This is a genomic window from Chromobacterium aquaticum, from assembly GCF_021129195.1.
In the GTDB taxonomy this organism is placed as follows: Bacteria; Pseudomonadota; Gammaproteobacteria; order Burkholderiales; family Chromobacteriaceae; genus Chromobacterium; species Chromobacterium aquaticum.
Genome location: NZ_JAJOHW010000021.1, coordinates 1 through 13,441, shown reverse-complemented (window position 1 = coordinate 13,441; position 13,441 = coordinate 1). Strand labels below are relative to the sequence as shown.

Here is a 13,441-nt window from a genome sequence, read left to right as displayed (position 1 = left end):
GCCCCAAGCCGCCAGCCCGGCCAGCGGGCCAACCCTGTAAATGGAGCGAGAGCGCGATGCAAAATACCCTGAAGCCGATCAACAGCCCGGATGGCCTGTTTCATGATGGCAATCCTACCACCGGCGAGCTGGGCACCATTGTCAGCGCTGATTGGCTGAACAGCCTGCAGCAGGCGACGGCCACCACTCAGGATGAATTGATTACCTTGATCAAGGATAGCGGCCAGGCGCTGGACGCCAACCGCAAGGACCAATTGCTGCAGGCGGTGAAGCAGATTGCCTGGGGCGGATACGCTAAACCGGATACCTTGGCCGGTTACGGCATTATCGATGCGGCTACCAAGGTGGAGTTAAAGACGGCTATCGACAGAGTGGTAAATGGCGCTCCTGGCGCATTGGACACTTTACAGGAGTTGGCGGCAGCCCTAGGTAATGATCAGAATTTTGCCGCTACGGTGACCAATAAGCTGGCTACCAAGGCGGACAAATCTAATTCACTAGCTGGTTATGGTATTGCTGATGCCTACACCAAAGCTGAGGTGATGGAGCAGTCTTTAATACGCAGTTTTTTTATGCCTGAAATTCAAGGAGCATTAGGTAATAAGTTATCTATTTCGACCAGCTTGGGCCAGATTGTGATCAACGGGGGTAGTAGTATCGTCTGGAGAGGTACTCGTGTTTATGATGTTGCCGCGTATCCAGTGGAAAGACGGAGTTTTTTGACGGAGGCAAACAAGGTTTACCATCTTCGCTGGAGGCCACTGCAGGGGTTTGTGATGTTTGATTTGGCGAATGATAAATACAATCCACAAAAAGTGCCGGATACGCATCTTCAATTTGATAGTCAGCCCGATGATGCATTAATCGCATTAATTGAAGTGAATGCGGAAAATAATCCAGTTGTAAACGCTTATGAAAATATTGCTATTTATGCCCCAAAAATCCTACTGGATGTCTTTAGTACAACCCGTATTGTAACCAATGGGCTGACTACATTGTTCGCAAATACTTTCAAAAATAATTACGCCCGATCTTATCGTGGCCGGATTGACTGGGACTTGTCGTTCGGTGCAACTACCGGGGAGCTGTGTTTTGGGCAGCCAAGCATTGAGTTAGATGGGGTGAAAATTGGACACGGTACTCGCTGGCACTTGGGGATAAAGCCAGGGTGTGCTTATACGTCTAATTACAGCGGTCATCGGATTCAGGTTCTTAATAGGGGAAGTCATGTGATTAAGGCGCTATTCAGAAATGAAACAGCAGCCGCTGTTGTTTTCAATCCTGGGAACATGGATGCATCAACTTGGGATAACTCTGGGTCCAGTTTGTCTGTGACTGCGCTTGAGGTAATTTAAGATAATCAGGGTGAGAATGGTGTGGCTGTATTTTTGGCCATAGTTCCTCTTGAAAAAGCGACCATCATGGTCGCTTTTTTATCGCTTATAGCTTTGGCCTACTGACATCCGTCCACTGCTGACGCGCGTCGCTAAACGGCAAAATAACGGTATTGATTCACTAGCGAAGCAGGTCAGCGGGGGGTTGCTAATCACCCGCCCGGCCCGGAGTCCGCCCCAAGCCGCCAGCCCGGCCAGCGGGCCAACCCTGTAAATGGAGCGAGAGCGCGATGCAAAACACCATGAAGCCGATCAACAGCCCGGATGGCCTGTTCCACGACGGCAACCCCTACACCGGCGAACTGGGCACGGTGGTGACCTCGGAGTGGCTGAACAATGTCCAGTCCGCCGCCCAGTCCAGCCAGGACGAGCTGTTGACGGTGATCCGCGACAGCGGCCAGAGCGCGGACCCGGCGCGCAAGGACCAGTTGCTGCAAGCGTTGAAGAAGCTGGCCTGGGGCGGCGACAGCAAGCCGACCACGCTGGCCGGCTATGGCATCACCGATGCCTTGCCGCTGAGCGGCGGCAAGATGAATGGCCGGGTGGATTTCCAACCCAATTCCCGTTTCTTGGCGGAAGGCGGCAAGGAAGGCGGCCAACTGCAACTGCAAGCGCCGCAAAGCGATAGCAAGCTGAACGACGTCAATATCGATGTCTGGGGCAACCAGTTCCGCGTGTTCAACAATGATGGTGTCAAGGCGCGTGGTTTTTACGTGGACCTGACCCAATGCGAGGACGGCCCAACCACTAATCTGCTGACCATGTCCGGCGCGCCGGGCCTGGTGGGCCACTTTGCGATGCCTTACGCGCCGCCTGGCTGGTTGAAGTGCGATGGCTCTCTGGTCAGTCGCAGTACTTATCCCGGCTTGTTTGCCGTGATTGGAACCACTTATGGGGCTGGGGATGGCTCTACAACGTTCAAGCTGCCTGATTTGCGTGGAGAGTTTATACGGAGTTGGGATTATGGACGTGGGATAGATGAAGGGCGCGGAGTAGGCTCGATGCAAAATCAAGCAGTACAACGCCATGGTCATGCTATCGCAGGGGTAAGTGCTTTTAGTAATCATCGGCTATCGGTTTATAGTGGGAATGGAACGCCTGATACTCCGACACGAGTACGAATTAACCTCTCGGGAAGTGCTGTTGGCAACGTTCCTACTTATGAGGATTCAACGGTGTATGCCGTGGATAGAAGTGATGCATATTGGCCCGATCTTGGTCCTGAAACCCGCCCCCGCAACATCGCCCTGCTCGCCTGCATCAAATACTAAGGAGACCGCCATGCAAGAACGCAAACAGAAAACCGTCTACGCCTACCATCCAGAATCCGGCGAGTATCTGGGCACCACCACCGCGGACCTGTCGCCGCTGGACCTTGAGGAAACCTGGCTGGTTCCGGCTCATGCCACCGAACAGGAGCCGCCGCAGGCGGCGGAGCGACAAGTGGCGGTCTACCGCGATGGCGGCTGGCAGCTGGCGGAGGATTTCCGTGTGCTCAAGCTGTGGAGCAAGGCCAGCGCGCAGCCGGTGACGGCGCAAATCGGCGATACGCCGGATAGCCTGCAAGCCACCGAGCTGGAGCCGCCGGCCTTCGCGCTGTGGAACAAGAAGGCCTGGAAAGTGGATGCCGATGCGCAGCGCGCGGCGCTGACGGCGCAGGCGCAGCAGGAGCTGAAGCAGCGTTTGGCGACTGCCTATGCTCAGCGCCGGCCTTTGGAGGATGCGCAGGAGCTGGGGCTGGCGACGGCACAGGAGCAAGGTTTGCTGAGCGCGTGGAAGCGTTACTGCGTTGAGCTGTCGCGGCTGCCGCAGCAGGCGGTGTGGCCGCAGCTGGCCGAGGCGGACTGGCCGAAACTGCCGGCCTGAGGGTTTGCAGTAAAACGCCGTTTCACGTGAAACCCTAACCGCGCCGTGTACTCCGGCGCGGTTTTCTTAGAACCTGTTCACGATCTTTTGTAGATGTGGTTAGCCGTTGCTAGATACGTAGGAGACCACGTATCCGACGCGCCCCGGGTCCCTTCAAGCCTGCCGACGGGTGTCAGGCCCGAGGTCTTAAGCGGCTGCCTGTTCGAGCAGCACGACGTTAGCGCGCTGCGAGTTCAGCCGCGCCTCGGGCCTGACGGGCCCCGGCGGGAAGCCGCAGGCCAGGCTTGCAGGGCGGCCTTTGGGGTAAAGGGGAATTTGGCCGCGTTGTTCCCCTTTCCGTTCGCCTGGCGGAACCGGCCCTAAATCATCATCCGCGTAGCGGATTCAATGCTTTGAACAACACTTCCGATCAGAAAAGATCGTAAACAGGTTCTTATGGCCGCGCCAGTGTGATCTCCACTCTTTCCTTGCCCTGGCCCACGTTCTTGCGTTTGAGCTTGAGTTCTCCCACTTCGCCGCTGCGACGCAAATGGGTGCCGCCGCAGGGCACGCGGTAGAGGCCGGGCAGTTCCCAGTAGCGGCGCTGGTTTTGCTCGTCGGAATAGGCGCTGACGATGGCGAGATCGGCGTCTATCAGCGCCTGCACCTTGGCGGCGATGGCGGGCAATAGCGGGGTGATGGGCCGGGACAGCGCAAAATCGATGCGCGCCTTGTCCTCGGCGATGTGAGCGCCTATTTTTTCCGCATCGGGCAGTTCGCGGCAAATGGTTTCCAGCACCAGTTCGGCGGCGAAGTGCAGCCGCATCAGCCGGTAGCGGCGCTGCCAATCTATCGCCACCGTTACCGCGTCGCCGGCATCAAGGCCATGGTCGTCCGCCAGGGTGTAGGCGATGTCCTGATCCTGTTTCTCCGCGAGCAACACCGGGCAGCCGCCTATGCTGCCGCTATCGCTTTCCTGGCCGCCGGAGAAGGCGTAGAAGACGGTGGCGTCCAGCCAGACCCGTGGGCCTTCCACCCGCGCCACCGTGGTGCGCAGCTCGGTCTGGTAGGGGTCGGCCCAGAACTGCTTGCGCACGCTCATGCCACGCTCCCGGCATCCGCCGCCAGCCGCTGGTAGACCTCGGCGTCCAGCTTTTCCATCAACCGTTCCGGCCGCGACAGCGCGCCGAAGCCGAATTGCGTGTACAGGCCGTGGGCGTCGGCGGTGGCCAGCAGCAGGCGGCGCAGGTTTTGCAGGCCGGGATGGGCGTTGACCGCCGCCATCAATTGCTTGGACACGCCCTGGCCGCGCCAGGCTTCGACCACGAAGACATCGGCCAGATAGCCAAAGGTGGCGTAGTCGGTGATCACGCGGGCGAAGCCTATCTGTTCGCCGTCGGCGGCGTAGGCGCCGAAGCATAGCGAATTGGCGAGCGAGCGCTCGAAGATGTCGCGCGGCAATTGGCGCGCCCAGTAGGACTGTTCAGACAGGTAGCGATAGATGCGTTCGCGGTCCAGCCGCGCGGGATCGGTGTCGATGTGGAGGGTCATGGCGCGGCCAGCCGGGCGAGGGAAATGCCATAAAGATAACACGCCCGGACTGGCGAGAGCGGCCGGGTTTGCCGGGGCCGCTCCTGGCTGCTAGCTACTTATAGGTTTTTGATTTTTTCCAGCTCCTCCGGGCTGTATTTCTTCTCGCTGGCCTTGGTCAGGTCGGTGAGCAGGCCGGCGTGCACGTCGCGCGCCGATTGCACCGCGCTCAGCATATTGCCGCCGCTCCACTGGCCGGCGAAGCCGATGGCGGTTTGCGGCTGGCTGGCGTAGAGGCTGGCCAGCATCGCGTCCACCGCCGGCTGTTGGCCCTGGAACTGCCGCTCCAGCCGTGCCTGCCATTGCGCCAGCACCGGCAGATACTTGTCCGGCTTGGCCTGGGCCAGCGTGGCGTTGGCGCGGAAGGCCCAGTAGGCGGAGCCGCTCTCGTAAGTGGCGGCGCCGGCGCGCAGCGGCGCGGGGATGTCCTTCATCGCGTTTTCATACATCGGCACCAGCACCGCGCCGGCCGGGCTGCCGAAGGATTGCCAGGTCAGCGCCGCCAGTTCCTTGGGCAGGCCGGCGCGCAGCTGGATGACATGGGTTTCTATGGTGCGGTCCACGCCCATCGGCCGGTCCGCGTCCTTCAGCTTGGCCAGCGCGGTGCCGTGGAAGGTGGCGCGCAGCACCTTGGCCACATCGGCCACCGCGATCTTGTGTTCCGGCTTCAGCGTCAGCGGGTATTGCGCCTGCCGCGTGGCCTGGCGCAGCCCTGGGTTCAGCAGATGCTGGCCCAGCCATTCGCGGTCCACATTGTATTTGTCGCCGGTGACGCCGAAGGCCTGGGCGAAGTTGAAGCGCTTGGCGTCCACCTTGGCCAGCAGCTGGTGTTTGGCGGTGAACTCGGCCAGGCCGGGGCTGGCGATCACATTGGCGCGGTCGGCGAGGTCGATGTCGTGCAGGCGCAGGCCGTTGGCCACCATCAAATAGCTGTCCTGCGGCACGCGATAGGCCAGCCAGTGGTGGCCGGAGCCGATTTCCATGTACCAGGCTTCGTTCGGATCGGCGATCAGCACGCCGTTGCCTTCGCCGGCGCCGTATTGCTTGATATAGCGGCCCAGCAGTTCCACGCCTTCGCGCGCGGTCTTGGCCTGCGGCAGGATCAGCGAGGGGATCACCGCCTCCACCACGCCGCTGTCCAGCAGCGGATCCGCTTTCTTGGCGCGGGCGTTGATTTCCGCGCTATTGGTGGCGGATACCGCCACATTGAATTCGTTGACGCCGCGTTCCTCGTACAGGCCGTCGCCGCCGGCGCTGTCGCCGTTCCAGTCCATCAGGCCGCTGTAGCGGTAGAACTGCGCCGGAGCCGGCACTTTCAGGCCGTTCTTGAAGCTCAGCATTTCATCCTTGGCCGCCGCGCGCGCCGGGTGCAGCACCAGGCGCTTGTTCCAGTTATTGATGTAATAATCTTCGTTGCGGGCGATGATGATGGAGCCATCGGCGGAGGCCTGTTTGCCGACGATCAGCGATGAGCAGGCGTCGGCGAGCGGGGCGGCCAGCGCAAGGGCGGTGGCCAGGGCAAGCAGGGTAGGGCGCGGCGTCATGATGCATTCCTCTTCTCTGAGAGCGTGTTTACGATCTAGCGAGCTAAGGCGAGACAAGGCGAAAACGGCTGAGAAAGCGCAGTGTACAAACGGTACATGAGCATTTCGAAGCGGTTTTCAACGCCGTATCGTCGACGCGCAGCAGATCGTAAACAGGTTCTGAGCGGTCAGTCGCGGTGCGAGACGGCTCATGTTGGCCGCGCGCTAAGCGTGCGGCGGTTTGGCGGTGAGGGCAAGCAGATTGTAGGCAGATGGTTCGCATTAGTTGAAATGGGAATCCCATGCTTGGCTGATGCATGTCAATCTTGCGCTGTTTGGTAAAAATGTGGCGCAAACTGTCTGATTTAAGCGATTGCTTTTGCCATCTTGGCGCAAGCCTGATTAAGCTTGGCATTTCATTGTCGCGGCGCTGATGGCGCGGCGACGGCGGGAACGGATGAAAGATATGAAGATTTTGACTATGGTGCGCAAGCTCTGTTTCACGGTGCTGGCCGCCGCGCTGGCGCTGTGGGCTTATGGCGCTTACAGCGGCGAGCCACAGTGGCAGCAATGGGCGATGTACCTGGGCAATGCGCTGGCGCTGGGCAGCGCTTACCTGGTGCCCACGCTGACCGCGGCGCTGGTGGGCAGCCCGCGACTGAAGCTGGTGGCGGCGCTGAATGTGCTGGGCGGCTGGCTGATCCTGCCGTGGATCGCGGCGATGTTGTTGGCGCTGAAGCGCGACGATCTGGCGGCCGGGTCCTGAACCTATCTGGCACAATGGCTTGACTTCACCGCCCCGTCAGAGGGCGGCGTAAGAACCTGCTTACGATCTGCTGCGCGTCGGCGGAATAGTTAGACAAGGGCGTTGAAACCCGCTTCGAAATGCTCATGTACCAACCGTACATTCCGCTTTCTCAGCCGCAACGCCTTGTCTCGCCTTAGCTCGCGAGATCATAAACACGTTCTAAATGGTTGCACGAGGCGATACCACACTACTCAAGGAGAAACGCATGTTTCAGCACGTCGACGCCTATGCCGGCGATCCCATCCTGTCGCTGGTCGACGCCTTCGGCAAGGACCCGCGCGGCGACAAGGTCAATCTCAGCATCGGCCTGTATTACGACGAGCAGGGCCGCATTCCGCGCCTGAACGCGGTACGGCAAGCCGAGGCCAAGCTGGCGGCCTTGCCGACGCCGCCTTGCACCTATCTGCCGATGGACGGCCTGCCGGCCTACCGCAAGGCGGTGCAGGAGCTGCTGTTCGGCGCGGAGCATCCGGCGCTGGCCGCAGGCCGCGTCGCCACCATCCAGACCCTGGGCGGCTCCGGCGCGCTGAAAGTGGGCGCGGATTTCCTCAAGCGCTATTTCCCCGATGCCCAGGTGTGGGTCAGCGATCCGACCTGGGATAACCACGTGGCCATCTTCGAAGGCGCCGGCATCGCGGTGAACCGCTATCCCTATTTCGATGCGCAAACCCGCGGGGTGAACTTCGCCGCGATGCTGGACACGCTGGAAACGCTGCCCGCCGGCAGCATTCTGCTGTTGCACCCGTGCTGCCACAACCCCACCGGCTCGGATCTGGACAATGCGCAGTGGGATCAGGTGGTGGCGCTGGCCAAGCGCAAGCAGTTGATTCCGTTCCTGGACATCGCCTACCAGGGCTTCGGCGCCGGGCTGGAGGAAGACGCCTACGCCATCCGCGCGATGGCCGACGCCGGCTTGTCTTTCCTGATCAGCAATTCCTTCTCCAAGATCTTCTCGCTGTACGGCGAGCGCTGCGGCGGGCTGTCGGTGGTATGCCCGAGCCAGGCCGAAGCGGAACTGGTGTTGGGCCAGCTCAAGGCCACGGTGCGCCGCAACTACTCCAACCCGCCCACCACCGGCGCGCGCTTGATCGCCACGGTATTGGGTGACGCCGAGCTGAAAGCGTTGTGGCTGTCCGAGGTGAACGAGATGCGCGGCCGCATTCTGGAAATGCGCGGCATTCTGGTGGAAGTGCTGAAGCAGGCGCTGCCGGAGCAGGACTTCGCCTATCTGGTCCATCAGCGCGGCATGTTCAGCTATACCGGCTTCAGCCAGGCGCAGGTGGATGCTCTGCGCGAGCGTTTCGGCGTCTATCTGGTGGGTACTGGCCGCATGTGCGTGGCCGGTTTGACCCGCGCCAATGCGCCTTATGTGGCCAAGGCTTTCGCCGCGGTGCAGTAAGACCAAGCGCGGCTGACAAAACCGCTGATGCCGTGTTGCGCCGGCTTGCCGTACTCAAGGCACTGCCGACGTCGGCGCGGCTTGCCTCAGCCGTAAAACTGAGTTTTGTCAGCCGCTCTTAAAACAGGCTCTCAGCTGGCGGCCAGGCCTTGCTTCAAACGGGCCAGCGCCGGCTTGGCCAAAGCGTCCGGCGCGTAGCACAGGCCGACGCGGCGGCTGAGTTCCGCCTGGTCCAGCCGCACGCAGCGCAGCTCCGGGTGGTCCTTGGCCAGTCCCCGCGGGATGAAGGCGATGCCGGCGCCGGCGGCGGCCAGCGTCGCCGCCTGGTTCAAGGTGGCGCAGCGCGCCGCCACCGCCAGTTCCCGCGCCGCCGCGCCCAGCAGGCTGGCGAAGCGCTGGTGCGAGGAGTGTTCCGGGCAGGCAATCAGATCCTGGCCCAGCAATTGCGCCGGCCGCAGCCATGGCTGTGCCGCCAGCGGCGCGTCGGCGCGCATCGCCAGCACATAATCCTCTTCCCACAGCGGCAGGAACAACTCGTCCTCGCAGCGCCTGGCGTCTTCGTCCAGCCGCGCGTCGCCGGCGCAGCCCGCCGCCAGTTCCAGCAGCAAGCCATCCACCGCGCGGTAGGCCGCCGTCAGCACGCGCGCCACGTCGGCCTGGCCCAGGTCCGCGGCCACGCCCAGCGTCAGCGGCAGGCAGTCCTGCCGGCCGCGAAACAACTGCTTCAGTCCCTCCGCTTCCTCCACCAGCCGGCGCGCTTCCGGGTAGAGCAGGCGCGCGGCGTCGGTGACGTCCACTCCGCGTGGCTGGCGCTGGAACAGCTCGGCGCCCAGCTCTTGTTCCAGTTGCCGGATGGTGGCGGACAGCGCAGGCTGGCTCAGGTAGAGACGCGCCGAGGCCTGGGTGATGTTGCGTTCTTCGAACACGGCGATGAAGGCTTTGAGCGAGCGGATATCCATAAATTAAACCGATGGCAGCAAGTGGAATAAACGATTTTTCGCGGAATCGTCAGCGGATTATAGTGCTGCTCAAGGATTTGATATCAGTTATTTCTATTGCTAAAGGAGAAGTCCCATGACTAAAGCCCTCATCGTGATCACCGGCGCCAGTTCCGGCATCGGCGCCGCCACCGCCCGTTTGTTGTCGCAACAAGGCCATCCGCTCCTGCTATTGGCGCGCCGGGTGGAGCGCCTGGAAGCGCTGGCCTTGCCCAATGCCTTGTGCCGCGCGGTGGACGTGACCGACCGCGCCCAGCTGGCCGCCGCGGTGGCGGAAGCGGAAGGCCGCTTCGGGCCGGTGGACGCCATCGTCAACAACGCCGGCGTGATGTTGCTGGGCCAGATGGCCGAGCAGGCGCCGGAAGAGTGGAAAACCATGTTCGACGTCAATGTGCACGGCTTGCTCAACGGCATCCACGCGGTGCTGGGCGGCATGGTGGAGCGTAAGCGCGGCACGGTGATCAATATCAGTTCGGTGGCCGGGCGCAAGACCTTCCCCAACCATGTGGCCTATTGCGGCACCAAGTTCGCGGTGCACGCGATGTCGGAGAATCTGCGCGAGGAAGTGGCGGACCACGGCGTGCGGGTGGTGACGATAGCGCCGGGCGCGGTGGACACCGAGCTGCTGTCGCATACCAGCAGCGAGGCGATCAAGGCCGGCTACGAAGCCTGGAAACAGGAAATGGGCGGGGTGCTGGCGGCCGAGGATGTGGCCAGCGCCATCGTCTATGCCTACCAGCAGCCGCAGAATGTGTGCATTCGCGAGATCGTGCTGGCGGCGACGCGGCAGCAGCCTTAACAGGCTGTTAGTCCGCCACGTACAACTGAGTCTCCGCCTCCCGCATCAGCTCGACGACGGCGGGCGGCGGCGGCTGGTCGGTGAACAGCGCGTCTATCTGCGACAGATGGCCCAGTTCCACCAGCGCCGGGCGGTCGAACTTGCTGTGGTCGGCGGCCAGGAACACGTGGCGCGATTGCTGGATGATGGCCTCGGCGCTGCGCACCTCGCGGTAGTCGTAATCGCGCAGCGTGCCGTCCAGCTCGATGCTGGAAATGCCGATGATGCCGTAATCGACGCGGAACTGGCGGATCAGCTGCACCGTGGCTTCGCCGGTGATGCCGCGGTCGCGTTTGCGCAGCATGCCGCCCAGCACGATGACTTCGCAGTCCGGGTAGTCGCACATGGTGTCCGCCACGTGCAGATTATTGGTGATCACCCGCAGGCCGCGATGCTGGTGCAGCGCCTTGGCCACTTCCTCGGTGGTGGTGCCCAGATTGATGAACAGCGAGGCGTTGTCCGGGATGTGGCGCGCCAGGCATTCGGCGATGCGGCGCTTTTCGTCTATGCACAGCACTTGCCGCGCCTGGTAGGCGACGTTCTCCACGCTGGACAGCACGCTGGCGCCGCCGTGATAGCGTTGCAGCAACTGGTGCTCGGCCAGCAGCGCGATGTCGCGGCGTATGGTCTGCCGGGTGACGGAGAAATGTTCGGCCAGCTTTTCCACGCTGACATAGCTGTCGCGTTTGACCAGGGCCAGCAGTTCCTGCTGGCGTTGATTCAGAATGAGCATAGACGGCAAGGCGGCGGGTTGGGACGGTTCGATTGTAAGCGGACAACTCGTCCCGGCGCTATGCCGTCAGCGTTGCCGCCGCGTATTCGGCCAGCGCCAGGCTGGCGGTGAGGCCGGGGGATTCGATGCCATAGAGTTGAAGCAGGCCGGGCACGCCGTGCTGCGCCGGGCCCTGGATCAGGAAATCCGCGTCCGGCGCGCCGGGGCCGGCGATCTTGGGGCGGATGCCGGCATAGGCCGGCGCTAGCGCCTGTTCCGGCAGCGCCGGCCACCAGCGGCGGATGCCGGCGTGGAAGCGCTCGGCGCGCGCCGGGTCCACCCGGTAGTCGATGGCGTCCACCCATTCCAGGTCCGGGCCGAAGCGCGCCTGGCCGGCCAGGTCCAGCGTCAGATGCGTGCCCAGGCCGCCGGCTTCGGGCAGCGGGTAGATCAGGCGCTGGAACGGCGAGCGGCCTTGCAGCGCGAAGTAAACGCCGCGTGCGTAATAGGGCGTGGGAATGGTTTCACGTGGAACCCCGGCAATGCTGGCAGCGACTCGCGGCGCCGATGCGCCGGCGGCGTTGACCACGCAACGCGCGCGCAGCCGCAGGCCGGCGATGTCCAGTTCCAGCCCATCGTCGCCAACGCGGCCGCCGCTCAGCGGCGAGTTCAGCGCCAGCGTCGCGCCGTGGGCCTCGGCGTCGGCCAATAAGGCCAGCATCAGGCCGTGGCTGTCTATTATGCCGGTGGACGGCGACAACAGCGCGGCGCGGGCGTGCAAGGCCGGCTCCAGCGCCCGGAGCTGTTCCGCGTCCAGCCAGCGCAGATCATCGACGCCGTTGGCGGCGGCGCGCTGTTGCAAGGCTTGCAGCCGCGGCAGTTCGGCTTCGTTTGCGGCGACGATGAGCTTGCCGCAGCGGCGGTGGGCAATCGCGCGCTGGGCGCAGTAGTCGTACAGCCGCTGGCGGCCGGCCACGCATAGCCGCGCTTTCAGGCTGCCGGGCGGATAGTAGAGCCCGGCGTGGATCACTTCGCTGTTGCGGCTGGACGCATGTTGGCCGATGGCGCTTTCCGCTTCGACGATGACGACTTCGCGGCCGGCCATCGCCAGCTGCCGCGCCATGGCCAGGCCGATCACTCCGGCGCCTATCACCAGGCATTCTACTTGTTCCATCATCGCTCCCCTTGGCTCAGTCGTCAGATGGTGCGCCCTGGCCCGCGCGGCGTCCATATGGAAAAAGCCGCCCGTGGGCGGCTTTGAACCGGCGTGGCGGCTGGACTCAGCCGGCCATCGCGGCTTCGACTTCTTCCACCGTCTTGGGAATCGGCGCGCCCAGCACGCGGCTGCCGTCGGCGGTGATCAAGACATTGTCCTCGATGCGGATGCCGCCAAAGTCCTGGTATTCGCGGAATGTGTCGTAGTTGATGTACTGGCTGTGGCGGCCTTCGGCGGCCCAGGCTTCGATCAGCGCCGGAATGAAGTACATGCCGGGTTCCACCGTCACCACCATGCCGGCCAGCAGCGGCTTGCCCAGGCGCAGGTAGCCCAGGCCGAACAGCGGGCTGCGCTCGGTGTCCGCGCCATAGCCCACCAGGTCTTCGCCCAGGCCTTCCATATCGTGCACGTCCATGCCGATCTGATGGCCGAGGCCGTGCGGGAAGGCGATGGCGTAGGCGCCGGATTCAACGATGGCGTTGGCGTCGCCGCGGAAGAAGCCCAGCGCGCTCATTCTTTCCACCATCAGCCGCGCCGACAGCTTGTGCACGTCCAGATAGCGCACGCCCGGCTTCATCGCCTCGATGGCGGCCAGCTGCATGTCCAGCACGATGTTGTACAGTTCGCGCTGGCGCGGGCTGAACTTGCCGCCCACCGGGAAGGTGCGGGTGATGTCGCTGGCGTAGCCGCCGCCGGAGGTACAGCCGGTGTCGTTCAGCGCCAGGTCGCCGCTTTCCAGGCGGTTGTCGTGGTGATGGTTGTGCAGCACTTCGCCGCGGCGGGAGAAGATGGACGGGTAGGCCAGCTGCCAGTCGCGGCGGCGCATGATGCCTTCCATCTCGCCCACCACTTCGTATTCCATCACGCCGGGCTTGGCGTGGCGCATCGCGGCGATGTGCATGTCGCGGGTCACCGCCAGCGCGGCTTCCATTTCGGCGATTTCCTCATCGCCCTTGATTTCGCGCAGCGCCACCACGGCATGGGTCAGCGGCGCGGAGAAGCCGTCCTTGACCTGGGCCGGATGAACGTCCAGCAGGCGGCCCATTTCGATCAGGGTTTCGCCGCGGTACGGCGCCAGGTAGTGCACGGCGCGGCCGGCGGCGCGCGCGGCGCTCAGC

The 13,441-nt window shown here is 63.0% G+C and carries 13 protein-coding genes; 6 read left to right on the top strand and 7 right to left on the bottom strand.

The genetic code is table 11. From position 1 onward, the window contains the following. Positions 1-56: 56 nt before the first annotated feature. From LQT98_RS03265 to LQT98_RS03255, 3 genes are all read left to right on the top strand, one after another. Positions 57-1,355, top strand: a complete 1,299-nt coding sequence (locus tag LQT98_RS03265) for a hypothetical protein (protein ID WP_231461108.1) — start codon at positions 57-59, stop codon at positions 1,353-1,355. 269 nt (positions 1,356-1,624) lie between these two features. Then, a complete protein-coding gene (locus LQT98_RS03260; protein WP_231461107.1) occupies positions 1,625-2,665 on the top strand; it encodes a tail fiber protein in 1,041 nt (346 codons plus the stop codon). Positions 2,666-2,675: 10 nt separating this feature from the next. Then, positions 2,676-3,260 carry a tail fiber assembly protein gene (locus LQT98_RS03255; RefSeq protein ID WP_231461106.1) on the top strand — a complete coding sequence of 195 codons (585 nt, stop codon included), beginning with the start codon at positions 2,676-2,678 and terminating at the stop codon, positions 3,258-3,260. Positions 3,261-3,693: 433 nt separating this feature from the next. On the opposite strand, the gene LQT98_RS03250 is transcribed toward LQT98_RS03255, so the two are convergent. The 3 genes from LQT98_RS03250 to LQT98_RS03240 all read right to left on the bottom strand — a co-directional run bounded on the left by LQT98_RS03250 (position 3,694) and on the right by LQT98_RS03240 (position 6,373). Further along, positions 3,694-4,341 (bottom strand): alanyl-tRNA editing protein, encoded by a 648-nt coding sequence (locus LQT98_RS03250; RefSeq protein WP_231461105.1) that lies wholly within the window; start codon positions 4,339-4,341, stop codon positions 3,694-3,696. After that, on the bottom strand, positions 4,338-4,790 hold the full coding sequence (locus LQT98_RS03245; protein WP_231461104.1) for a GNAT family N-acetyltransferase: 453 nt from the start codon (positions 4,788-4,790) through the stop codon (positions 4,338-4,340). Before LQT98_RS03245 ends, LQT98_RS03250 begins: the two co-directional genes overlap by 4 nt. A 98-nt stretch (positions 4,791-4,888) precedes the next feature. Continuing rightward, on the bottom strand, positions 4,889-6,373 hold the full coding sequence (locus tag LQT98_RS03240; RefSeq protein WP_048411295.1) for a C69 family dipeptidase: 1,485 nt from the start codon (positions 6,371-6,373) through the stop codon (positions 4,889-4,891). A gap of 445 nt (positions 6,374-6,818) precedes the next feature. Here LQT98_RS03240 and LQT98_RS03235 point away from each other — a divergent pair, with 445 nt between their 5' ends. Together LQT98_RS03235 and LQT98_RS03230 are read left to right on the top strand one after the other, a co-directional pair. Beyond that, positions 6,819-7,118 carry a superinfection immunity protein gene (locus LQT98_RS03235; protein WP_048411296.1) on the top strand — a complete coding sequence of 100 codons (300 nt, stop codon included), beginning with the start codon at positions 6,819-6,821 and terminating at the stop codon, positions 7,116-7,118. 247 nt (positions 7,119-7,365) lie between these two features. Then, a complete protein-coding gene (locus LQT98_RS03230) occupies positions 7,366-8,559 on the top strand; it encodes an amino acid aminotransferase (protein ID WP_231461103.1) in 1,194 nt (397 codons plus the stop codon). 131 nt (positions 8,560-8,690) lie between these two features. Here the strand turns inward: LQT98_RS03230 and LQT98_RS03225 are convergent, their stop codons facing one another. After that, positions 8,691-9,518 (bottom strand): LysR family transcriptional regulator, encoded by an 828-nt coding sequence (locus LQT98_RS03225; RefSeq protein ID WP_231461102.1) that lies wholly within the window; start codon positions 9,516-9,518, stop codon positions 8,691-8,693. 115 nt (positions 9,519-9,633) lie between these two features. Between LQT98_RS03225 and LQT98_RS03220 the strand changes: the two genes are divergently transcribed. Beyond that, positions 9,634-10,356: an SDR family oxidoreductase gene (locus tag LQT98_RS03220; protein ID WP_048411299.1), complete on the top strand. Its 723-nt coding sequence runs from the start codon at positions 9,634-9,636 to the stop codon at positions 10,354-10,356. Between the two features lie 7 nt (positions 10,357-10,363). Here LQT98_RS03220 and LQT98_RS03215 read toward each other — a convergent pair whose 3' ends face one another. The 3 genes from LQT98_RS03215 to LQT98_RS03205 form a co-directional block, all read right to left on the bottom strand. After that, complete coding sequence (locus tag LQT98_RS03215; protein ID WP_048411300.1) at positions 10,364-11,128, bottom strand: DeoR/GlpR family DNA-binding transcription regulator; 765 nt, start codon at positions 11,126-11,128, stop codon at positions 10,364-10,366. A gap of 58 nt (positions 11,129-11,186) precedes the next feature. Then, positions 11,187-12,284, bottom strand: coding sequence for an NAD(P)/FAD-dependent oxidoreductase (locus tag LQT98_RS03210; RefSeq protein ID WP_231461101.1), 1,098 nt, complete (start codon positions 12,282-12,284; stop codon positions 11,187-11,189). Positions 12,285-12,387: 103 nt separating this feature from the next. Continuing rightward, positions 12,388-13,441, bottom strand: a 1,054-nt coding sequence (locus LQT98_RS03205; protein WP_231461100.1) for a M24B family metallopeptidase, incomplete at its 5' end; no start/stop codon positions are given.

Bases quoted from the DNA above. Each gene is read 5' to 3' on its own strand.
- LQT98_RS03265 (WP_231461108.1), top strand. From the start codon at position 57: ATGCAAAATACCCTGAAGCCGATCAACAGCCCGGATGGCCTGTTTCAT.
- LQT98_RS03260 (WP_231461107.1), top strand. From the start codon at position 1,625: ATGCAAAACACCATGAAGCCGATCAACAGCCCGGATGGCCTGTTCCAC.
- LQT98_RS03255 (WP_231461106.1), top strand. From the start codon at position 2,676: ATGCAAGAACGCAAACAGAAAACCGTCTACGCCTACCATCCAGAATCC.
- LQT98_RS03250 (WP_231461105.1), bottom strand. From the start codon at position 4,341: ATGAGCGTGCGCAAGCAGTTCTGGGCCGACCCCTACCAGACCGAGCTG.
- LQT98_RS03245 (WP_231461104.1), bottom strand. From the start codon at position 4,790: ATGACCCTCCACATCGACACCGATCCCGCGCGGCTGGACCGCGAACGC.
- LQT98_RS03240 (WP_048411295.1), bottom strand. From the start codon at position 6,373: ATGACGCCGCGCCCTACCCTGCTTGCCCTGGCCACCGCCCTTGCGCTG.
- LQT98_RS03235 (WP_048411296.1), top strand. From the start codon at position 6,819: ATGAAGATTTTGACTATGGTGCGCAAGCTCTGTTTCACGGTGCTGGCC.
- LQT98_RS03230 (WP_231461103.1), top strand. From the start codon at position 7,366: ATGTTTCAGCACGTCGACGCCTATGCCGGCGATCCCATCCTGTCGCTG.
- LQT98_RS03225 (WP_231461102.1), bottom strand. From the start codon at position 9,518: ATGGATATCCGCTCGCTCAAAGCCTTCATCGCCGTGTTCGAAGAACGC.
- LQT98_RS03220 (WP_048411299.1), top strand. From the start codon at position 9,634: ATGACTAAAGCCCTCATCGTGATCACCGGCGCCAGTTCCGGCATCGGC.
- LQT98_RS03215 (WP_048411300.1), bottom strand. From the start codon at position 11,128: ATGCTCATTCTGAATCAACGCCAGCAGGAACTGCTGGCCCTGGTCAAA.
- LQT98_RS03210 (WP_231461101.1), bottom strand. From the start codon at position 12,284: ATGATGGAACAAGTAGAATGCCTGGTGATAGGCGCCGGAGTGATCGGC.